Origin of the sequence: Pseudomonas vancouverensis, assembly GCF_004348895.1 — a bacterium.
GTDB classification, from domain to species: Bacteria; Pseudomonadota; Gammaproteobacteria; order Pseudomonadales; family Pseudomonadaceae; genus Aquipseudomonas; species Aquipseudomonas vancouverensis.
The window spans coordinates 151,490-172,673 of sequence record NZ_RRZK01000032.1 but is presented as its reverse complement, the minus strand read 5'-3'; the positions used below and the strand labels follow the sequence as shown (position 1 = coordinate 172,673).

The window sequence follows — 21,184 nt, the reverse complement described above, 5'->3', positions numbered from 1 at the left end:
CAACATCAAAGTCGACTGTGATGAAGTCATCGCGAGCAAGCTCGCTCCCACAGGGGGCATCAGTGGCTAGCAGATTTGTATTGTGGTTGACCCAAGGCATCTGTGATGAAATGCGACCCCACCCTCAATCGCGCTGCACAGCCATCACTTGCCGTGAAACCCCGTCTGATTCGTCATTTCTTCCTGCCGCCGCTGATCATCGCCCTGATGATCGGGCTGGGCTATGCCGGCTTCTGGCTCAGTGAACACTACGGCATTCGCAGCCTCGGCGAAAACGGCCAGCGCCAGCTGGAACTGCATGCCCGCGCCGTCGAAAGCGAGATCAGCAAATACACCTACCTGCCCAGCCTGCTTGAGCTTGAGCGCAGTGTTTCAACACTGTTATCCGACCCGACTGCGGAACACCGGCAGGCGGTCAACGAATACCTTGAAGGCCTGAACCGGCGCAGCCGCAGTCGGGCCATCTACGTGATGGACACCACCGGTCGCGTCGTGGCCACCAGCAACTGGCGCGATTTCGACAGTTACCTGGGCGAAGACCTGTCGTTCCGTGCCTATTTCCAGAATGCCGTGCGTGGCCAACCGGGGCGTTTCTACGGCATCGGCAGCACCAACGGCGAACCCGGTTACTACCTGGCCCATGGCCTGGAAGAACACGGCAAGATCATCGGTGTCGCGGTGGTCAAGGTACGCCTTGAAGCCATGGAGGAACGCTGGCAACGGGCTCGCCTGGAAGCGTTCGTCAGTGACGAGAACGGCATCATCATCCTGTCCAGCGACCCGTCGCGCCGGCTCAAGTCGGTGATCCCGCTGAGTGATGAGACCAAGGAAAAACTCGCACGCAGTCTGCAGTACTACTGGTTTCCGCTGAACGAATTGCAACCGCTGGCGAGGGAAACCCTGTCCGAGGGTGTGGAAAAACTGACCTTTCCGGCCAACAGCGAACTGGACTCCGATGAAGAAAACATCAGGTACCTGGCGCAGACCCGGCCGTTAAGTGACACACCGTGGAATTTCACCCTGCTCACGCCGCTGCAGGATTTGCGCCGCGAAGCCATCAATCAAGGGATTCTGGTGGCGGTGGCGTTTGCCCTGGTGGCCTTCCTGCTGATTGCCTGGAACGAGCGGCGCAAGGTGATTGCCACCCGCCTCGCCGCCCGCGAGGCCCTGGAAGAAGCCAACAACCAGTTGGAGCGTCGGATTACCGAACGCACCAGCGACCTGCGCGCCAGCAACGAACGGCTCAAGGGGCAGATCCGCGAACGGCGCCAGGCCGAAGAGACCCTGCGCCGCGCCCAGGATGAACTGGTCCAGGCCGGCAAACTCGCCGCCATCGGCCAGATGTCCACCAGCATCGCCCACGAACTCAACCAGCCGCTGGCCGCCTTGCGCACCTTGTCCGGCAATACCGTGCGCTTCCTCGAACGCGGCCAGCTCGATGTCGCCAGCACCAACCTCAAGACCATCAACGAGCTGATCGACCGCATGGGCAGGATCACGGCCAGCCTGCGCTCCTTCGCGCGGCGCGGTGACGACAAGGGTCAGGCGAGCCTGGGCAAAGCCGTTGAAGCTGCGTTGCAACTGCTGGGCAGCCGAATCGAAGGCACGCCGTTGCAATTGCACCGTGATTTCCGCGATGTGCAGGTGCAGATCGATCAGACCCGCCTGGAGCAGATTCTGGTCAACCTGATCGGCAACGCCATCGATGCCATGCAGGCGCAAGCGCAACCCGAGTTGTGGCTTGAAGGCGAAGTCTTTGAAGACAAGTACCGACTGCGCGTACGCGACAATGGCCACGGCATCGACGCCGAGGCGCGCAAGCATCTGTTCGAACCCTTCTTCACCACCAAGCCCGGCGAGCAAGGCCTGGGCCTGGGCCTGACCCTTTCCGCCAGCCTGGCTGCCGCCACCGGCGGCCACCTGGGTGTCGAACACCCCGTCAGTGGCGGCACCACCTTCGTCCTCAGTTTACCGCTGGTAAGCACCCCTTCCGCCGAGCCGATATGAACAACGACCTTAGTGTTTTGATCGTCGAAGACGACCCCCATGTGCTGCTCGGCTGCCAACAGGCCCTGACTCTGGAAGACATTCCCTGCATCGGTGTGGGCAGTGCGGAAGAAGCCCTGGAGCGGGTCGGTGACAACTTCGCCGGCATCGTCATCAGCGACATCCGCCTGCCGGGTATCGACGGCCTGGAGCTGCTGAGCCGCCTCAAGGCCCGGGATCGCAGCCTGCCGGTGGTGCTGATCACCGGTCACGGCGACATCTCCATGGCGGTCGGGGCGATGCAAAAAGGCGCCTACGATTTCATGGAGAAACCCTTCTCCCCGGAACGTCTGGTGGACGTTGCACGTCGCGCCCTCGAGCAACGCAGCCTGGCGCGGGAGGTGTCATCGTTGCGCCGACAACTGGCCGAGCGCGACTCACTCGAAGGGCGGATCATCGGCCGTTCGCCGGCGATGCAGAACCTGCGCGAACTGATCGCCAACGTCGCCGACACCTCGGCCAACGTCCTGATCGAAGGTGAAACCGGCACCGGCAAGGAACTGGTCGCGCGTTGCCTGCACGACTTCAGTCGGCGGCACGGCAAACAATTTGTCGCACTCAACTGCGGTGGCCTGCCGGAAAACCTGTTCGAAAGCGAAATCTTCGGTCATGAGGCCAACGCCTTCACCGGTGCCGGTAAACGACGCATCGGCAAGATCGAACACGCCGACGGCGGCACGTTGTTCCTCGACGAAGTGGAAAGCATGCCCCTGCCCTTGCAGATCAAACTGCTGCGGGTGTTGCAGGAGCGCACCCTGGAGCGCCTCGGCTCAAACCAGAGTGTGGCCGTGGATTGCCGGGTGATCGCGGCGACCAAATCCGACCTGGTCGAATCGAGCAAGGCCGGCGAATTCCGCAGCGACCTGTACTACCGCCTTAACGTCGTCACCCTGGAACTGCCGCCGCTGCGCGAGCGCCGCGAAGACATCCTGCAATTGTTCGAGCACTTTCTGCAGCAGTCTTCCCTGCGCTTCGACCGCATCGCGCCGGAGCTGGACAACCAGACCGTGTCGAGCCTGATGAGCCACGACTGGCCGGGCAACGTGCGTGAACTGCGCAACGTCGCCGAACGTTTTGCCTTGGGTCTGCCGGCGTTCAAGAAGCCGGGGGCCGCTGGCAGCACACAGGGCCTGGCCTTCGCCGAAGCGGTGGAAGCTTTCGAGCGCAATCTGCTCGGCGATGCCTTGCAGCGCAGTGGCGGCAACCTGACCCAGGCCAGTCAGGAACTGGGCATGGCCAAGACCACGCTGTTCGACAAAGTGAAAAAATACGGGTTGAGTCACTGATTGCTCCAGGCAACGCCGCCCTCTAGTCGAACTTATAGGCAATCGCCACCTGCGCCTCGCCCTGGTCCGCACGCCCGATCTGTTTGACCAGGCTGCTGTCCGCCGCTGAGCCGGTCAGGTGAATCCAGCTGGCGCTGGTCAACAGCGACCAGTGCGGTGCCAGGGGAAATTCGAAGCTCTGGGTCAGCGCCACATTCTGCAAGCCACCACCGGCGTTGTACGGGCGAATCCCCGAGGCACGTGATTCATCGTCACTGACGCCAAAAAAGGTCTGGGTTTGCCGGGCATCGGCAAAATGCGCCGTCACGTTGGTGCTGCCGATCACCCCGCCACCCACGGGATAACCCACTTCACCGCCGACCCGCCCGAGCACACCCCCCTGTCCGCTGCCGCCACCGACTGCCTGTCCAACCGAGGCATAGACCCGCCAGAAATCGGCCGGGGCATATTGCACGAAGCCACCCACTTCCCCCATATCCGGCACATCGCGCAGCCCTCGCAACTGCCCGTTGGCGGTCCGCCCCGGCAGGTAGTTTACGAACGGCCCGACACTCCAGCCCTGGCTCTTCAATGCCGACCAGGTCAACCCGTCATCGGTGCTCAGGCTGACATCGCCCCAGTCCAGGTCGAGATACGGCACCGGCCGGCTTTCGTAACGACTGCCGCTCGGATCATGGGGTTGATAGCTCAGGCCAAGCCCGGCTTCACCGCTGATGCCATCAGCGCGCGCGTTGATTGAAAGGCAGGTCAGCGCTGCCAGCAGCACAAAGGTGATCCTCGACATGAGGTGATTCCTTGAAGGAGACATGCGCGCATCAATCCTCCGATTGCCGACGCCTTGCAAGCACTCATGTTGTTTGTAGCAAGCTACAAAAATTGTAGCTTCATCAGGCCCCACCCTCGCCACAACCCCAGCCCTGCTGGGCCGAACGCACTTGGCACAGTCCCTGCTCTACCCCGTTTGCAAGCGCAGACAGCGCTCACTGCCAAACAGGTACAACAGATGATTGACTGGCATATCGTGTGTGATTTCGACGGGACCATCACCCGCACTGACGTGATCGACAGCGTTCTCCAGCGCTTCGCCGACCCGAGTTGGGAAGCGATCGAAAATGAATGGCTGGCCGGTCACATAGGCTCCCGTGAATGCCTCAGCCGCCAGCTGTCGCTGGTCAAGGCCACACCCGCCGAATTGCTCGGCTTCTTCGACAGCGTCGAAATCGACCCGGACTTCCCCGACTTCGTCGACCACGTGATCGGCCTTGGCGCTTCGCTGGAAGTGGTCAGCGACGGCATCGAGCAAGGCATCGCCCGCATCCTGGCGCGTCACTACGTCAGCCTGCTGCCGATCCTCGCCAACCGCTTGCGTCAGGTTGACCACGACAGCTGGCGCATCGACTTCCCTTACGCCAGCGATGCCTGCCGCGCCGCGGCCGGCAACTGCAAGTGCAAATCCACCCCCGGCACCCGACGCGTGCTGGTGATCGGCGATGGCCAGTCCGACATGTGCGTGGCCGCCACCGCCGACTTCGTCTTCGCCAAGGATCGCCTGGCCGAGCACTGCGAACGCAACGGCATTCCTTATGCCCGCTTCGACAGCTTTGCCGAACTCCCTGCCCTGCTGGCCCTGCTGCCCCACGCCAGGGCCGCCAACGCCACCACTTTCAATACCGAAACACAGGAACTCTTCCACCATGTCTGATATTCGAATCGCTACCGCCGAAGACCAAATCCTGCTGGAAAAGGAAGCCAAATACTGTTCCTACGGCGACACCGTTCACTACATCGAACCACCGCGTATTTTCAGCCGCTGCGAAGGTTCCTATGTGTGGGACACCGAAGACCAGGCCTACCTCGATTTGCAGATGTGGTACTCGGCGGTCAACTTCGGTTACGCCAACCCGCGCCTGAACAATGCCTTGAAACAACAGATCGACACCCTGCCGCAGATCGCCAGCCAGTACCTGCACAAGGGCAAGATCGAGCTGTCGGAAATGATCGCCGTCGACGCGAAGAAAAAATTCGGTCTCGACGGTCGCGTGCACTTCAACGTCGGTGGCTCGCAATCGATCGAGGACTCGCTGAAGGTCGTGCGTAACGCCAGCAACGGCAAGAGCCTGATGTTCGCCTTCGAGGGCGGCTATCACGGCCGTACCCTCGGCGCTTCGTCGATCACCTCCAGCTACCGCTACCGCCGTCGCTACGGCCACTTCGGCGAGCGCGCAAACTTCATTCCGTTCCCGTACCACTTCCGCGGCCCGAAAGGCATGACCAAGGAAGAATACGGCAGCCATTGCGTGCAGCAATTCGCCCGCCTGTTCGAGACCGAATACAACGGCGTCTGGGACCCGAAAGTCGGCCAGAGCGAGTACGCCGCGTTCTACGTCGAACCGATCCAGGGCACCGGCGGCTACGTGATTCCGCCGATGAACTTCTACAGCGAGCTCAAGCATGTGCTGGACCAGCACGGCATCTTGATGGTGGTCGACGAAATCCAGATGGGCTTCTACCGCACCGGCAAGCTGTGGTCGATCGAGCACTTCGACGTCAAGCCGGACGTGATCGTCTTCGGCAAGGCCTTGACCAACGGCCTCAACCCGCTGGGCGGCATCTGGGCCAAAGAGGAGCTGATCAACCCGAAAGTCTTCCCGCCGGGCTCCACCCACTCCACGTTCGCTTCCAACCCGCTGGGCACCGCCGTCGGTCTCGAGATGTTCAAGATGACCAATGAAATCGACTACGGCGCGATGGTCATGAACAAGGGCAAGTACTTCCTCGAGGGCCTCAAGGACCTGCAGAAGCGCTACCCGATCATTGGCGACGTCGATGGCCTGGGCCTGGCTCTGCGCTGCGAAATTTGCGCCCCGGACGGTTTCACCCCGGACAAGGCGACCCTGGACTTCATGGTCGAGGAAGGCATGAAGGGCGACATCGAAATCGACGGCAAGCGCCTGGGCCTGATCCTCGATGTCGGTGGTTACTACAAGAACGTGATCACCCTGGCGCCATCGCTGGAGATCAGCTATCCGGAAATCGACCTGGGCATCGCCCTGCTCGATCGCCTGCTCGACCGGGCCATGAAACGATGAACGCCGCCGTTGAGTTCGACGGCATCGATATGGGCGAAGGCCAGGCCGGGTTCGTGCTCGGTACTGGCGACGTCGCGGTGTTGTTGATTCACGGCCTGACCGGCACCCCGACGGAGTTGCGTCGGGTGGCCATGGGCCTGGCCAAGGCGGGGTGCACGGTCTACGTGCCGACCCTCGCCGGCCACTGTGGCAACAATGCCGACCTGCAAGCCACCGGCTGGCGCGACTGGTACGAAAGCGCACGCAACACCTTCGTCGGCGTGCGACGCAAGCACGCTCGCGTATTCGTCGGTGGCCTGTCGATGGGCGCGGTGCTGTCGATGTACCTGGCCGCCGAACACCCGGGGCAGATCGAAGGCCTGCTGCTGTATTCCACGACCCTGCGCTACGACGGCTGGAGCATCAACAAACTGGCGTTCCTCACCCCGTTGCTGATGAAAATTCCGTTCGGCGTGCACCTGTGCAGCTTCGACGAAAAGCCGCCCTATGGCATCAAGAATGAACGCCTGCGCGCGATCGTCGAACGGCAGATGAAAGCCGGCGAAAGCAGCCAGGCCGGCTTGCTGACCATGGAGGGCGTCACCGTGCGCGAACTGCACCGGCTCAATGCCGTGGTGAAAAGGCGCATGCCGTCGATCACCACACCCGCACTGGTCCTGCACTCCCTGGAAGACGACATCACCAGTCGCTGGAACGCCGACTATGTCGAACGCAAACTCGGCGGACCAGTGGTCAAGGTCCTGCTCAACGACTGCTATCACATGATCACCGTCGACCTGCAATATCATCGCGTGATTGAACTGAGCCTAGACTTTATCCAGCACCGTTTCATGCAACAGGGAACCGCCGCGCAACCCCTGGGTCAGGAGTATCGACAATTGGCCTGAACCTGACCTGCAGGAGCGCGCTTGCTCATGAAGAATTCATGAGCCGCGCGTTTTTTTCTGATATCCCGACTACTGTATTGAGCACGGCCTTGTGATCCATCCGTGTGAGCAGACCAACTGCTCGACAGTCAGTTGCGGCTGATGAGAATCTTGATCCGCGCGGACCGATCCGACCCTGCCATGGCTGCTGTGATAAGCGAAGCATGATGACCAAACACCCACGCTCCGACGCTCGACCTTTTGCCCTTTCCGGCTGGAGTCTGCAACGCAAACTGGTGCTGGCCTTCTGGCTGGTCAGCGTGATCCCGACCATGATCGCCGCCGAACTGGCGGCCACCACCCTGTCGCAGATCTTCGACAGCAACGTGCGGATCTGGCTGCAGGAGTCGACCAAGATCGTCGAAGACGAAATCAGCGAGATCCTCCACGAAAACGCCCGGGCGGCTCAGTTGTTCCTGCGCCTGACCCGTCCCCCCGTCGACCGGCAATCGGTGCGCAGCGATTCGCTTGCCGCAGACATCGCCGACTCCATGGGCATAGACGTGGTCGCCCTGGTGCGCAACAGCGATCACAAGGTCGTCTACAGCACCGCTGCCGACGACATCATTCGCCAGATCAGCACGGCGCCCAAGGCCGTGCTGCAAACCCTGCAAGTCGGTGGCGCGGCCACCGGCACCGTGGTATCCACCTTTGAAACTGCGCAGGACGGCGTCGACTACAAGATGATCGTCGCCACCTACCTCGACAACAGTTTCCTCACCAGCGTGGCCGACGTGCACTCCCTGGACCTGCGCTTGTACCTGGCCAAGGGTGATAACTTTTCCGAGGTTTTCGCCACCCAGCGTTTCGAGGATCACCCCTCGCAAGTACCGGAAAAAACCCTCCAGACCCTGCGCGAAACCAAGCAGCCGATCGAGCAGTTCACCAGTCGCTACAGCGGCATCTACCGACCGATTCTCAACGAAAACGGTGAGCTGCAAGGGGTAATCTTCAGCGGCCTGTTGCGCCACAGCAGCCTGGTGGGGCTGGTGAACCAGAGCAACCTGTTCATCCTGATATTCCTGCTCAGTTCGGCGGCGTCACTGGCGGTCGGCTGGCTGGTCTCGCAGCGCCTGACCAAGCCCCTGCGCGGTTTGTCCCATGGCGTGCAGGCGGTCATTGCCGGCGACTATCGCCAACGTCTGCCGGTCACCGGCGGCGACGAACTGGCGGAACTGAGCAGCACCTTCAACCACATGAGCGAACGCCTGGCCGAGTTGCAGCACCTGGAGTCGCAGCTGCGTCGCCGCGACCGCTTGCACGCGCTCGGTGAAGTAGCCATGGGCCTGGCCCATGAGATCCGCAACCCGCTGGGCATCATCAAGACCGCCACGCAATTGCTGCACCGACGCACTGACCTGCCGGCATCCGACAAGCGCCACCTCGAATACGTGGTCAGTGAAGTCAGCCGGATCAACGACCTGATCACCGACTTCCTCGACTTCGCCAAACCCAGTGCGCCGCTGCGCTCAACGCAACCGGCACGCCAGGTGGTGGATGAACTGGTCGGTTTCTGCGCCCCGGAACTGGCCACCCACAACATAGAGGTGGAAGTGCTCGACAACGCTCCCGGCGCGACCCTGTATGCCGATGCCAAGCAACTCAAGCAGGCCGGCCTGAACCTGGTGGTCAATGCCATCGACGCCATGCCTGACGGTGGTAGCCTGTCCGTGGAAATCCACCAGGAAGCCCCCTTCGTGGTGATCAGCATCCGCGACACCGGCCAAGGGATAGAACCGGACATGCTGGAACGCATCTTCACGCCGTTCGTCACCACCAAGGCCTCGGGTACCGGCCTGGGTCTGGCCAAGGTCTACTCGATCATGGAAAGTCATGGCGGACGTATCGAGTGCGTCAGCGAAAAGGGTGCCGGCGCCACCTTCAGTCTGTACATTCCAGCCACAGGCGAACATTCCGACGAGGACAGCAATGACGCATAACGTACTGGTGGTCGACGACGAACCGAAGCTGTGCGACCTGTTGGCCTCGGCGCTGAGCCAGAACGGCATCAGCGTGTTCACCGCCGGCAATGGCCTGCACGCGCTGAAGGTGCTGGAAGCCGAAGACATCGACCTGGTGATCAGCGACTGGCGCATGCCCGGCATGGACGGTCCGCAGTTGCTGGCGGAAATCAAAAGCCGCTTTCCACAGTTGCCGGTGATCGTCATGACCGCCTACAGCACGGTGAAAAACGCCGTGCAGTCGATGCGCAATGGCGCCTTCGATTACATTGCCAAGCCGTTCGATATCGATGAACTGGACATCACCGTTCACAAGGCCCTGCAATTTCGCGACATCCTCAAAGACAACCAGCGCATGCGCGCCGAGCTTGACGAGCACCAGCAGATCGACAGCCTGATCGGCGACAGCCCGAGCTTTCGTCGGGTGCTGCAGGCGATCGATTCGGTGCGCGAAAGCAGCGCCACCATCCTGCTCACGGGCGAAAGCGGCACTGGCAAGGAAATGGTCGCCCGGGCGATCCACAAACACGGCAATCGAGCGGACAAACCCTTTGTCGCGGTCAACTGCGCGGCGATCCCCGAAGGCCTGCTGGAAAGCGAGATGTTCGGTCATCGCAAGGGAGCATTCACCGGCGCAGTAACCGACCGCATCGGACGTTTCACGCAGGCGGACGGCGGCACTCTGTTCCTCGATGAAATCGGCGAAATGCCCCTGGCATTGCAGGCCAAAATCCTCCGCGCCTTGCAGGAGCGGATCATCGAACCGGTGGGCGATACCAAGGAGCGTAAGGTCGACGTGCGCGTCATCGCCGCCACCAACAAGAACCTGCTGGATGCGGTGGCCAACAAGGAGTTTCGCGAAGACCTCTACTACCGCCTCAACGTGTTTCCGATCCCGCTGCCGGCCCTGCGCGAGCGGGCCGAAGACATCGCGCCACTGGCCCGGCATTTTGCCCACGTGCTGGGCGCTACTGCGGGTAAACGCATCACCGGTTTCAGTGCCGCGGCACTTCAAGCCATGAGTCAATACGCCTGGCCGGGCAACATTCGCGAACTGCAAAACTGTGTGGAGCGGGCGACCATCGTCGCGTCGGGTGCCGTAATCGAGGACGAGGATCTGCCGGCGTATCTGTTCGCCTCTGCACCCAGCGAGAGTGGCGTGATTTTCAGCGAAGGCAGCAGCGTCCCCTCAGACCTTGACGCTGCATTGGCTGAAGTCGAAAAGAGCTACATCCTCGCCGCCCTCGCCCAAAGCAATGGCGTGCAGGCCGCTGCCGCGCAACTGATCGGCATCTCCGAGCGCAGTTTCTGGTACCGCTTGAAGAAACTGGGGATTCATGTGGACAAGATCGTGCGCTGAGAAACCAGCGTGGGGACTTGTCTTAGCTGACCGTCCCGCCCTTCGCTTCGGCCATGATCTGCCGGATCGCCATCACGAAACTCTCCACGGGTTGCCCGCCCGTGACGGCGTACTGACCGTTGAAGACCACGGTGGGTACTGAACTCACACCGCGGGAAAGCCACAGTTGTTCTTCCTCGCGCACTTCGCGGGCGAACTCGTCCGAGGCGAGGATCTCGCCAGCACGCTGGCGGTCCAGGCCGACGCTTTCGGCAATCTGTACCAACTGATCATGATCGGACGGGTTACCGCCTTCGCTGAAATACGCCTTGAACAGGGCTTCCTTCAAGGGCAGTTGCAAACCTTCCAGCGCCGCCCAGTGCAACAGACGATGGGCGTCGAAAGTGTTGTAGATGCGGCTGTTGCCATCGGTGCGAAAGGCGAAACCCAGCTCAGCGCCACGGGCGCGGATCATCTCGCGATTCTTCTGCGATTGCTCAGGCGTCGATCCGTATTTTTCGCTGATGTGCTCGGTGATGTTCTGCCCTTGCGGGCCCATCTTCGGATTGAGTTCGAACGGCTGAAAATGGATCTCGGCGCGGACTTCGTCACGCAGGATATCCAGCGCCTTGGTCAGGCCGTACAGGCCGACGACGCACCAGGGACAGGACACGTCGCTGACGAATTCGATGTTCAATGCAGTGCTCATCATCCACCTCGCTGACTGGAAAGGCGCCGGGAAAACTGCACGATACACCGATCCTCTGCAGGAGCGAGCCTGCTCGCGATGGCATTTTGTCTGTTCATGATGAGGTGACTGACACACCCTATCGCGAGCAAGCTCGCTCCCACAGTGCCTGGTGGTGTTTACAGGAGGTTATGCTCGGCCACCGGCTCGATCTGCGCCCAATGCGAAGTATCTTCACGATGCGCGCGCAGATACGGCAGAACCGCCGCCAGCAACGGTGCCTTGAACGCCTCCTGGAAACGGTGCGCGAGCCCTGGAATCAACACCAACTGACTGCCGCGCAGGTGCGCCGCCAAGTGCACGCCATGCATCACTGGCAGCAACGGATCGGCCGTACCATGCACCACCAACGCCGGCACTCGCAGCTGATTGAGCAGTTCCACCCGGCTCGGCTCGGCGAGTATCGCCATGATCTGGCGCTTCACGCCCTCGGGGTTGAACGCGCGGTCGTAGGACAGCGCGGCCTGATGCAGCAGCACCTGCCGATCATCGGTGACCATCGGGCTGCCCAACGCCGCCAGCAGGTCGGCTTGCTGCTCCAGCGCCACTTGCCGATTCGGCGCGCCACGACGGGACAACAGTTGCACCAGCGCCGCACTCGGTGCCGGCAAGCCTTCGGCGCCGGAGGTGGTCATGATCAAGGTCAGGCTTTCGACCCGCTGCGGCGCCATGGCCGCCATGTGCTGGGCGATCATCCCCCCCATGCTCGCTCCCAACACATGGAATTGTTCGACGTGCAGGGCATCCATCAGCCCCAGCCCGTCTTCGGCCATGTCGGTCAGCGAATAGGGGGCCGCCACCGGCAAGCCGAGTTTGTAGCGCAGCACTTCGAAGGTCAGGTTGGCCTCGGCCGGGGCCTGTCGCCAGGTTGACAGGCCAACATCGCGGTTGTCATAGCGGATCACCCGGAAGCCTTGCTGACACAGGGCTACCACCACTTCGTCCGGCCAGTGAATCAACTGCCCGCCCAGGCCCATCACCAGCAAAATCGCCGGGTCCGATGCACGGCCGATGCTCTGGTACGCCAGGCTTACCTGGGCCAGATCCACTCGTTCGGTCGGTACATTGACGTCACAACGCGAAGCCGCCAGCGACGGCAAGCCAAACAACAACGCGGCGCAAAACAGCGCCGCGGAAAAAAATCGTGCATACATGAAGAAACACCAAAACGCAGAACCCCAGTAGAGCGCGAGTCTGATGAAGTTTGTTCAAGCGCGCTGCCACAGTTCCGTGACAGTTTGATGAAGTTCGCTCAGCGGTCGTTGCGGTAACTATGTAGTGCCTGTTCAGGGCCTGATTTTTCTTAAATGGCTCGCTCGAACAGCGGAATCCTCCGCTCTCGCAACGAGCCCTGATGCCATGACCGAACGTTTTTTACTCGATCTGCCCCTCCAGACACCGCTGGCCTCACCGCTGCACAAACCGTTACCGGCACAACAGGATGAAAACCTCCACCTCAGAGCGACGGCACGCTGGCAAGCCAGTAGCCAGGGGTTGCTCGAGTTGATGGCCGACACACCGCGAGTGCGCGACAGCGTCAACCAACTGCTCGAACAAACACTCAATGTGAATGGGCAAACAGCCGGTTTGCTCTTCAACGCCACGGATGAACAACCGCAAAGCTTCATCTCATTGACCGATGTCTGCGCATTCATGTTGCAGCATCCGACTATCGAGGCCGCGCTCGATCAGCGCTGTCGAGTGACAGGTCTGGCCGCGGATCACGCTTTGTCGAGCCAGACAAAGCAGCAGATCGTCCAGCAACTCAAGGCGCTGAATCCGGAAACCTTTCACAATGATCGCTGGCAAGCCTTTTGGAGTTCGCGCGCACCTGGCACCGCGTTATCGCGGCAAGACCGAGTGGTAGCGCTCTACCGCCAGCATTTCGAAGCTGCCGCGCAACTGGCTTTGGCCCAGCGGTTGCTGACCACGGAACAATTCACACCACTGCAGCGGATCATCGAAGCAGATTCACGCGGCCAGGCATCGAATGCCGCCACGCAGAACACCGAAAAACTGAGCCTGGTGCTGAGCAATCGCAGCAAAATCAAACTGCCCGGTGCCTGGGTCATCACCACCGGCGTTGCTGCGGATGCCAGCCAGTTGCTCTACCTGCCGAGCCAGCCGATTGCGATCCAGCGATTCGCCAAGCGTAGCGACATGGAAGACTGGCTGGTACGCCAGGCACTGGTGCCCAAAGGCTTGCCGAGCGATAACCTGGGCTTTGAGTACACAGCACATACCCGGCCAATGATCACAGGCGCCAGTGATCTGTTTGCAATGCATCAGCAAGCACAGATCACGGCTTTGCGTCACGGCACCCTCGGCAAACCCGGCCTGGCGGAACATGGCGCGCTGGCGCTGGTACAAGCTGACCAGGTGGATGCCCAGCGCGGCAAGAGCTTCTTAGTGGCTACAGCGCCCCCTTTGAAAACCGTCCCGGATCAATCCCCGGCAGACGACGGGTCAATCTTCGGTGGTCTGGATGCCGGCCTCCCCTGGTCGATGCGTCAGGTTTCACTGCAAAAAGAGCGCGAAGCGCTCGAAGCCCTGGTGCAGGCCGTCGGCGAAGGCGATGGCCTGCAATCGTTCAAGGACTCGCTCAAAGCGCTGGAGAGCGCCGAAGACGCTGCCGACAAAGCCGCCTCGGCCTTGTTGAAGTTGTCCGTCCCCGTGGATCCCGCCGCCCACCAGCGTGAGTTCAGCACTTTGCTCAGCGCCCACAGGAACGGGCTGCAAGCCGAACTGGCCTTGCAGTTGGCACTCAAGCAGCTGAGTGATGACGAATGCGCTCAATTCAACACCCTGCTGGCAACACCCATCGACACCGCGGTCGATAGAGGGGTGGCCAGCCTGTCGCTGTCGATGACCGAGCAAACCGGCAATACGTCCACAGTAACGCTCAAAGATCTGCACGGTGCCTTCATCGTCACGCACCGGCAGGCCCTGATTGATGCCGATGCTCCCCACGCCGTGCTGTTTTACTGCCCCGGCAGCGGCGGTGGTTTGCAACGCGTTGCCAACCGTCGCGAGCTCGAACGGCAGGTCTTCAAGATTCAGCGGCAAGACAAGGAACTGGCCTTGTCACTGACGGAAATCAGCGTCGATCCGCTCGAGTTCGCGCTGAAACAACTGATCAGGGCTTTCGAGGAACAGGTCGTCGCCATTGGCGAGCGCCATCCACTGCCGGCAAACGCAGCGCAACGAGCCGAACAACTGGAGATCCTCCATCAGGTCACCCTGGCCAGCCTGCAACTGCCAGTACACCCTGCCAGAAGCCTGGCTTACGCCCATCTACAGGAACAAGATCGCAGCACCACACTGGCAACGAACCTGCCGTCATGGCTGGGCTCGCTAACCGCCGTTGAGCGTTCCGATTTCAAGGCACTGGTCAACGCCTACATCGAGGCCATGTTTCGCAGTCATGCACTGATGAGCCTGAACCTGATGCCGCGCCAGGACTTCACCCGCTCGCACTTGCAAGCACGCTTGCGCAAAGACTTCGCGGTCATGGGCGCCTTTGACGTGCAAGTGGAACTCCCCGATTCCGTCACCTGGGAAAAGCGCTTTACTTCGGGTCCCGGTGGGGTCCTGGAAACGTCGGTCATGGTGCCCGGCGTGGCGCGCAGCAAAATGTCGCTCGAAGACCTCGCCCAGCTCAACATCGACTCAGTGACGTCGGTGCAGAACGACTCACTGTCCCAACGTCTGGTGTTCATGCGCCTGGACGTCACCGCCGCGGACAATAAGGATCGCATCGCCCTGTCGAACGGCATCAATCTGACGTACCTGCGTAAAGTCTTGCCGGAGCTGGACCTGCCCCAAGCCTATGAACGGGTAATTTTCGACACGTACAAAGGTGCAACGTCTGAGCCGGTATTTGTCAGGGAGCATCGCCGCGAGAGCCTGATCGAGCCCTGGCGCCTGATGTTGAAGTTACAAGGGTTGTGCGCGCACCTGCAAAACCGGCTCACGGACGATGAACAGCAAATCTTCGACATCGCCATTGACGCGAACACCTCTGCCGCATGGCGTGCCGGCGGCAAGCGCGTGGCTATCTTGCCCGCCAGTCTTACTGCGGGCGGCAAAGACACCCCCGGCGAGGGCCCGACGACCTTGGCCGGCGTCACCTTCATCGAAGAACAGGTCGGCGGCATCACACTGCTATACCTGCCGGAAAGCCCCGATGGCCAATGCCTGCGTCGCTACGACAATCTGCAAGCCGCACGCAAAGCCCTGTTCAACCTGAGCGCGCAAGACCCATGGGCCAAATACCTGGCCGGGCGCGCCATCCACGGTGATGCAAAGGCCCATGAGCGCCGTATCGTCAACGCCGTCGCCACAAACTTCGATGGCATGATCGGCGTTGGTGTTCCCTGGCCAGCAACCACCTCATTGGCTGCCCACCTGCTTGACGTGGACATGGGGAGGCAAATCGAATCCCATCGCAGTACGTCCCGTTCCAGCGGTGCACTGGCCCTTGAGCGTTATGCCATGGACGGCCCGCGTGCCTTTAATTACATGAAGATGGCCTTGGGCTTCCTGCCGTTTATCGGCACTGCCATTGCGCTCTACGATGCCTGGGCTGCCGCCAATCGAGCCGTAGCTGCCTTTTTGCGCGGCGATGCAGGCGACGGCCTGGATGAGCTCAAAACCGTCTTGCAGTGCCTGCTGGACGCCGTGCTGGATCTGATTCCCGGCGAAATGGCCACCTCCGCGCTTTCGCGGCTGTCCCGTTCCCTCACCCGGACGCGCCAATTGCACACGCTAGCCAGACACGCAGCGGCGCTGCAGCAACGATCGCTGCGCCAGACCGCACAGGTTGTCGCTCGCTTTACTGGCTACGAATATGAAAAACCGATCTCCTTGTCAGCTCTTCAGCCGGCAAACTATGGCCTCTATCGACAGGTGTACCGCCATGCCGACGGCGATTTCATCGAGCGCCAGGGGCGGATTTTCCAGGTGGTGCTGGATAACGACTCACGCATGTGGCGACTGGCGGGTAACAGCCGCAAGACCTACAAGCAGCCGATCAGCCTCGACGAAACAGGCCAGTGGGACACCTGGTTCGGTGTCTACGGGACGACATTCGACGGTGGCGGACTCGGCGGCGGCGCCGCGCTGGGACACCTGGCGGATGCATTCGATCCGGTCTGGCCACAGGCCATTCGTCAGCGCTTGCCGCGTTGGTGGGCTGACCGAACCTTCCGTCGTCATCACCAATTGACCGAGGGCGCCGATGACATAGCCGCACAGCTGGACAGGCGAATCCAGCAAAATAAAGTGCCGATTCAAAACTACGTCGACGCGTCTGTGGAAAACCGTCCGGCGTTGCGGGGCGCCGCCGACGCTGCCTGTGCCAGCGACATTGAAATGGCCGCCAAACATTACCAGACACTGGCCGAACTGCTGCCTCTGACCCACGGCAACAAACGCCGCGTGCTGATCGAGATGCAAAGCAGTGACGCCCTGTTGATGACGGACCGCTACCAGCACCGCGTCTACTACGCCAATCATCGCGCCGCCCCCTTGATCGACCGCATCGATGCACTGACCGATCAACTCGATGACATGGCCGATGATGCGCTGGGTCAACGCCTGGGCATCCATGAAACGATGCGCAAGGTTCGGGTGGACCTGCTGCGCGAGCTCGATCAGGTCGAAGAGGTGATGGCCAGCCTTAACCTGTGGTACGAGCGCATCACCCTGAGATCCGACAAGGTGAAACTGAGCGCTGAAGTCGCGGCGTTGAACGGGCGGCTCAGTGACTTCAACTTGCTCTACCTCAAAACCGGTCACTTGCTGGAGGTGGTCAAGCGCTTTGACAATCCACCCGATATGTCCTGGTTTTACTTGCAAGGCCAAGCGGACAATCTGCGCGCCAAGGTTGATCGCGCCCTGTTCACCCAGCTGGAACTGCCGGATGTCAGTGCGACCAAGGCCCAGCGCAACCAGATTCTCCAGGACTGCCTGGATCTGTACACGCAGTTTCGTCGAGACATGAAGGTCTGGACCACCAGCTATCCGCAACATTTCCATATGGATGCGGTTGAACCGCTGATGGCCGGTATTGAAAAAATCGCCGAACGCGCACGCAAGGGCATTGACCTGCCCACCCCTGCGACACCTGCCGGGCGCAGCAACAAAAAAGTCTTTACCACCGAAGATGACCAATTGTTGATCGGCGTTGAGCGCTGGGAACCCACCACTCAAGCGCGGCAATACACCTTGACCGGCAAGCATGGTTATCTGGAAGTCTGGGAGCAAAACGCCAGTGGCAAATTCCGCTTGTTGAACCCGCCAGCTCCGGCATCGAACCCGCTACAGCGGGATCTCACCGCGTTGATCGCCGACGCCCGCAAACGACTGGACGCCTTGCCGACGTACCAGGCCCGGGTGCAATCCTATGCCGCGCAAGACATGCTGCCCGTCGACCTCGAACACATGCTGGTCAGCGAAGCGGACGAATTGACTCGACGCGCCCTGCATATCGAGGAGGTCGATGCGCAGAACCCGATTATCGCGCCATTGCGTGACAAGGCTGTCGAGTTGAGATCCAGCGGGCGTACCTTGCGTACCCATCAGTCGCTGAGTTCAAAAAAACCCACCGATGGCATGCTCGATGACCTGATCGGCCAGAACGCCGTGGAAATCCGCAAGACCAGTGCGATCAAAAGCCTGGGCAAGCGCAAGGACGGTCGTATCGACTACCTGCAGGAATATGAAATTCATGATCTGACCCGGGAACCTGCCGTGCTGTTGTGGTACGCGCACTTTCACTACTCCAGCCAGGCGCCGGTGTTAAGGCAATTCGAGAAAGCCCACTTGAAACTGCCCGAGCACCGCTTTTTGACACACGCTGACGACGCGAACCTGCCTTATGCCGACATAGGCAAGCGATCGATTGCGCTCGCTCACTTCGAAACGCTCTGAGTTCCAGCTACTGTTGGATCGCTTTTCTGCACCCGTGGTCGACGCGAAATACGATGCGTCGACCACTGGCTCAGCTGTGCGAGCTCGCATTGAGGTCGACAGCCCCTTCAACATGAGACAAACTCAACATCGTTTTACAGATCACAAGTTTTCCTCATGGAGCCCCACGGTGCTTGAAATCCGTCACCTCAAGACCCTGCACGCCTTGCGCGAAGCCGACAGCCTGGTGGATGCGGCCGACCGCCTGCACCTGACCCAGTCGGCCCTGTCCCATCAGTTCAAGGAACTGGAGGAGCGCATGGGCATGCCGCTGTTCGTGCGCAAGACCAAGCCGGTGCGGTTCACCAGCGCCGGTTTGCGATTGCTGCAACTGGCCGATGCCACCCTGCCACTGCTGCGCGCCGCCGAGCGCGACATCAGTCGACTGGCCGGTGGTACCGCCGGGCGCTTGCACATGGCCATCGAATGTCACAGTTGCTTCCAATGGCTGATGCCGACCATCGACCAGTTCCGCGATGCCTGGCCGGAGGTTGAACTGGACCTGGCCTCGGGCTTTTCCTTCGCCCCGCTGCCGGCCCTGGCCCGTGGCGATCTGGACCTGGTGGTGACCTCCGATCCGCTGGAGCTGGCCGGGATCACCTATGTGCCGCTTTTCACCTACGAAGCGATGCTCGCCGTGGCCAATCAGCACCGCCTGGCCAGCAAACCCTACATCGTCCCCGAAGACTTGCTCCCGGAAACCCTGATCACTTATCCGGTGGAACGCGATCGCCTGGACATCTTCACGCGCTTTCTCGAACCGGCCGATATCGAACCGGCCCAGGTGCGTACGTCGGAACTGACGGTGATGATGATGCAACTGGTGGCCAGCGGTCGCGGTGTATGCGGCATGCCGCACTGGGCACTGCATGAATACAGTTCGCGGGGTTATGTGAAGGCCAAGCGCCTGGGCGAAAAAGGTTTGTTTGCCACGCTCTATGCGGCGATTCGCGCGGACATGCTCGATGCGCCGTACATGCGCGACTTCCTGCTGACAGCCAAGGACACCTCGTTTTCGACGCTGGACGGGGTTAGCGCTGTTCGCTGACGCCAATGACAACACAAGCCCCTGTGGGGTATACGGCTCAGAGCTCGCGCCACATGTGGATCTTGTCGAAGTAGTCCTCACCGACCCGCACCGCCATCGGCTCCAGGCCGTACTGCACGAAACCACAGTGCCGATACAGATTGATGGCCGCATCGTTACCAGCAGTGACCGTGAGCTGGATCAAACGCAGCCCCGGGTGTTCCCGAGCGTCAGCCAGGGCCGCCTGGACCAGTTGATAACCGACCCCGCGTTGACGAACGGCGGGCGATACGTACATGCCAAACAACGTGACTTTGTGCCGGGCTTTCTCCCGGGGTTCGAACGCCAGCCCGACAATGCCCGCCAGCCGCCTCTCTTCGAACGCCCCGAGCACCACATCCAGCTTGCTGGTCAGCCGCGCTTCCCACCAGCTCAACGGCATCGCCGCACGCTCGCGCACGCTGGAGGTAAAGGCCTGCGGATGCAGGTCGTAGGCTTCCAGCATCAGCGCCCGATAGTCCAGGGCATGGCTGGCATCCAGTCGCTCGATCCACATGTTCAGGCCATCCGGCGTTGTTCAAGCATCAGGCGCACCGCCAGAGCCGACAGCACAAAGCCCATGAAATAACGCTGCATTGCCAGCCAGCTCGGATTGCGCACAAACCATGAGGCGATGGTGGCAGCAAACAGGGCAATCATCAGGTTGACGCTGAAACTGACGCTGATCTGGGTCAACCCGAGAATGATGCTCTGGCTGAACACCGAGCCATGTTCAGGCGTGATGAACTGCGGAAACACCGACAGATAGAACACCGCAATCTTCGGGTTCAGGGCACTGGTCAAAAAGCCCATGGTGATCAGTTTCCGCGAAGAATCCGCGGGCAACTGCTGTGCCTCGAACGGCGAACGTGCACCGGGTCTGACCGCTTGCCAGGCCAGCCACAACAAGTACAACGCACCGGCCCACTTCAACACTTCATAGGCAACCGGCACGGCGAGGAACACCGCGGTCAAACCCGCTGCGGCGGCGAACAGGTGCACGAGAAATCCCGCGACCACACCGAGTAGCGAAACGACCCCGGCCTTGCGCCCCTGGCAGATCGAGCGCGAGATCAGGTAGATCATGTTCGGCCCGGGCGTCAGCACCATCAGGAACGCGGCGGCGGCGAATATCAGCAGGTCTTGAAGGGGGATCATGGTCAGTCCTTTGCGTGAATGATCAAGCGATCGCGGTCAGCGATGCTCGATAAAACGGCAGGATCAGATCGCGTGTCAAGGGTGCCAGGTTGAGGCCAGTATCACGGCTCGGGTCGATCCAGATCACCTCTTCGATCTCGGCCTCCGGGGTGACGTCCACGTCGATGTGCAACTGGAACAATTCGGCGTGCACGACGAAACCCGGCTCGTTGGCGGCGGGCGCAGAGAAGGGACCGAGGTAAACAGCCTGCGCCGGGTCGATGTCCAGTCCAAGCTCTTCCTCCAGCTCGCGGGCCAGGGCGTGAACCGGCAATTCATGGGGTTCGATCTTGCCGCCCGGCTGCATGAACGCCTCGGTACCGCGCTTGCGTACCAGCAGGGTGCGACCGTCTGGGCCGATCAGCAGGGCGGCGGCGATACGGATGAGGCGAGGTGGCGTTGAGGAAGATGTCATGAATCTGCAGTGACCTTATATGAAAGGCACAAGGATCACACGTGGTGGCAAGAGCGGCAATGCCACCATAGGCGTCGGCTTGCTGCGATGGCAATCTCAAGACCTTCGTTGCATTTGAGCTTGTTATCGCCAGCAAACC

Annotated in this window: 15 protein-coding genes; 9 read left to right on the top strand and 6 right to left on the bottom strand. The window is 61.0% G+C overall.

Features of this window, described 5'->3' with window-relative positions; genetic code table 11:
* The first annotated feature begins 105 nt into the window (after nt 1-105).
* Complete coding sequence (aauS, locus tag EIY72_RS24960; protein WP_093214647.1) at nt 106-2,007, top strand: two-component sensor histidine kinase AauS; 1,902 nt, start codon at nt 106-108, stop codon at nt 2,005-2,007.
* Nucleotides 2,004-3,332, top strand: coding sequence for a two-component response regulator AauR (gene aauR / locus EIY72_RS24955; RefSeq protein WP_093214644.1), 1,329 nt, complete (start codon nt 2,004-2,006; stop codon nt 3,330-3,332). Before aauS ends, aauR begins: the two co-directional genes overlap by 4 nt.
* Nucleotides 3,333-3,354: 22 nt before the next feature.
* Here the strand turns inward: aauR and EIY72_RS24950 are convergent, their stop codons facing one another.
* Nucleotides 3,355-4,116: a MipA/OmpV family protein gene (locus EIY72_RS24950; protein ID WP_093214640.1), complete on the bottom strand. Its 762-nt coding sequence runs from the start codon at nt 4,114-4,116 to the stop codon at nt 3,355-3,357.
* A 219-nt stretch (nt 4,117-4,335) separates the two neighbouring features.
* Between EIY72_RS24950 and EIY72_RS24945 the strand changes: the two genes are divergently transcribed.
* The 5 genes from EIY72_RS24945 (at nt 4,336) to EIY72_RS24925 (ending at nt 10,668) form a co-directional block, all read left to right on the top strand.
* The gene (locus EIY72_RS24945) at nt 4,336-5,034 is read left to right on the top strand and encodes an HAD-IB family phosphatase (RefSeq protein WP_093214635.1); all 699 of its coding nucleotides are present in this window, start codon (nt 4,336-4,338) and stop codon (nt 5,032-5,034) included.
* Nucleotides 5,027-6,421 (top strand): aspartate aminotransferase family protein, encoded by a 1,395-nt coding sequence (locus tag EIY72_RS24940; RefSeq protein ID WP_093214630.1) that lies wholly within the window; start codon nt 5,027-5,029, stop codon nt 6,419-6,421. The genes EIY72_RS24945 and EIY72_RS24940 overlap by 8 nt, the downstream gene beginning before the upstream one ends.
* Nucleotides 6,418-7,308: an alpha/beta hydrolase gene (locus tag EIY72_RS24935; RefSeq protein ID WP_093214626.1), complete on the top strand. Its 891-nt coding sequence runs from the start codon at nt 6,418-6,420 to the stop codon at nt 7,306-7,308. Before EIY72_RS24940 ends, EIY72_RS24935 begins: the two co-directional genes overlap by 4 nt.
* A 203-nt stretch (nt 7,309-7,511) precedes the next feature.
* A complete protein-coding gene (locus EIY72_RS24930; RefSeq protein ID WP_093214622.1) occupies nt 7,512-9,287 on the top strand; it encodes a sensor histidine kinase in 1,776 nt (591 codons plus the stop codon).
* On the top strand, nt 9,277-10,668 hold the full coding sequence (locus tag EIY72_RS24925; RefSeq protein ID WP_093214618.1) for a sigma-54-dependent transcriptional regulator: 1,392 nt from the start codon (nt 9,277-9,279) through the stop codon (nt 10,666-10,668). Before EIY72_RS24930 ends, EIY72_RS24925 begins: the two co-directional genes overlap by 11 nt.
* Nucleotides 10,669-10,690: 22 nt before the next feature.
* Here EIY72_RS24925 and EIY72_RS24920 read toward each other — a convergent pair whose 3' ends face one another.
* Both EIY72_RS24920 and EIY72_RS24915 read right to left on the bottom strand, forming a co-directional pair.
* On the bottom strand, nt 10,691-11,356 hold the full coding sequence (locus EIY72_RS24920; protein ID WP_093214613.1) for a DsbA family oxidoreductase: 666 nt from the start codon (nt 11,354-11,356) through the stop codon (nt 10,691-10,693).
* A gap of 158 nt (nt 11,357-11,514) precedes the next feature.
* A complete protein-coding gene (locus tag EIY72_RS24915) occupies nt 11,515-12,549 on the bottom strand; it encodes an alpha/beta fold hydrolase (RefSeq protein ID WP_093214608.1) in 1,035 nt (344 codons plus the stop codon).
* A gap of 205 nt (nt 12,550-12,754) precedes the next feature.
* Here EIY72_RS24915 and EIY72_RS24910 point away from each other — a divergent pair, with 205 nt between their 5' ends.
* Together EIY72_RS24910 and metR are read left to right on the top strand one after the other, a co-directional pair.
* The gene (locus EIY72_RS24910) at nt 12,755-18,328 is read left to right on the top strand and encodes a dermonecrotic toxin domain-containing protein (protein ID WP_093214604.1); all 5,574 of its coding nucleotides are present in this window, start codon (nt 12,755-12,757) and stop codon (nt 18,326-18,328) included.
* 169 nt (nt 18,329-18,497) lie between these two features.
* Nucleotides 18,498-19,415, top strand: coding sequence for a transcriptional regulator MetR (gene metR / locus EIY72_RS24905; RefSeq protein ID WP_093214599.1), 918 nt, complete (start codon nt 18,498-18,500; stop codon nt 19,413-19,415).
* A 37-nt stretch (nt 19,416-19,452) separates the two neighbouring features.
* Here the strand turns inward: metR and EIY72_RS24900 are convergent, their stop codons facing one another.
* From EIY72_RS24900 to EIY72_RS24890, 3 genes are read right to left on the bottom strand one after another with little or no spacing between them, the layout of a single operon-like run.
* Nucleotides 19,453-19,950, bottom strand: coding sequence for a GNAT family N-acetyltransferase (locus EIY72_RS24900; protein WP_093214594.1), 498 nt, complete (start codon nt 19,948-19,950; stop codon nt 19,453-19,455).
* Nucleotides 19,951-19,952: 2 nt separating this feature from the next.
* The gene (locus EIY72_RS24895) at nt 19,953-20,591 is read right to left on the bottom strand and encodes a LysE family translocator (protein WP_093214591.1); all 639 of its coding nucleotides are present in this window, start codon (nt 20,589-20,591) and stop codon (nt 19,953-19,955) included.
* Nucleotides 20,592-20,613: 22 nt separating this feature from the next.
* Nucleotides 20,614-21,045 (bottom strand): NUDIX hydrolase, encoded by a 432-nt coding sequence (locus EIY72_RS24890; protein ID WP_093214588.1) that lies wholly within the window; start codon nt 21,043-21,045, stop codon nt 20,614-20,616.
* Nucleotides 21,046-21,184: the final 139 nt, after the last annotated feature.

Bases quoted from the DNA above. Each gene is read 5' to 3' on its own strand.
- aauS (WP_093214647.1), top strand. From the start codon at position 106: ATGAAATGCGACCCCACCCTCAATCGCGCTGCACAGCCATCACTTGCC.
- aauR (WP_093214644.1), top strand. From the start codon at position 2,004: ATGAACAACGACCTTAGTGTTTTGATCGTCGAAGACGACCCCCATGTG.
- EIY72_RS24950 (WP_093214640.1), bottom strand. From the start codon at position 4,116: ATGTCGAGGATCACCTTTGTGCTGCTGGCAGCGCTGACCTGCCTTTCA.
- EIY72_RS24945 (WP_093214635.1), top strand. From the start codon at position 4,336: ATGATTGACTGGCATATCGTGTGTGATTTCGACGGGACCATCACCCGC.
- EIY72_RS24940 (WP_093214630.1), top strand. From the start codon at position 5,027: ATGTCTGATATTCGAATCGCTACCGCCGAAGACCAAATCCTGCTGGAA.
- EIY72_RS24935 (WP_093214626.1), top strand. From the start codon at position 6,418: ATGAACGCCGCCGTTGAGTTCGACGGCATCGATATGGGCGAAGGCCAG.
- EIY72_RS24930 (WP_093214622.1), top strand. From the start codon at position 7,512: ATGATGACCAAACACCCACGCTCCGACGCTCGACCTTTTGCCCTTTCC.
- EIY72_RS24925 (WP_093214618.1), top strand. From the start codon at position 9,277: ATGACGCATAACGTACTGGTGGTCGACGACGAACCGAAGCTGTGCGAC.
- EIY72_RS24920 (WP_093214613.1), bottom strand. From the start codon at position 11,356: ATGAGCACTGCATTGAACATCGAATTCGTCAGCGACGTGTCCTGTCCC.
- EIY72_RS24915 (WP_093214608.1), bottom strand. From the start codon at position 12,549: ATGTATGCACGATTTTTTTCCGCGGCGCTGTTTTGCGCCGCGTTGTTG.
- EIY72_RS24910 (WP_093214604.1), top strand. From the start codon at position 12,755: ATGACCGAACGTTTTTTACTCGATCTGCCCCTCCAGACACCGCTGGCC.
- EIY72_RS24900 (WP_093214594.1), bottom strand. From the start codon at position 19,950: ATGTGGATCGAGCGACTGGATGCCAGCCATGCCCTGGACTATCGGGCG.
- EIY72_RS24895 (WP_093214591.1), bottom strand. From the start codon at position 20,591: ATGATCCCCCTTCAAGACCTGCTGATATTCGCCGCCGCCGCGTTCCTG.
- EIY72_RS24890 (WP_093214588.1), bottom strand. From the start codon at position 21,045: ATGACATCTTCCTCAACGCCACCTCGCCTCATCCGTATCGCCGCCGCC.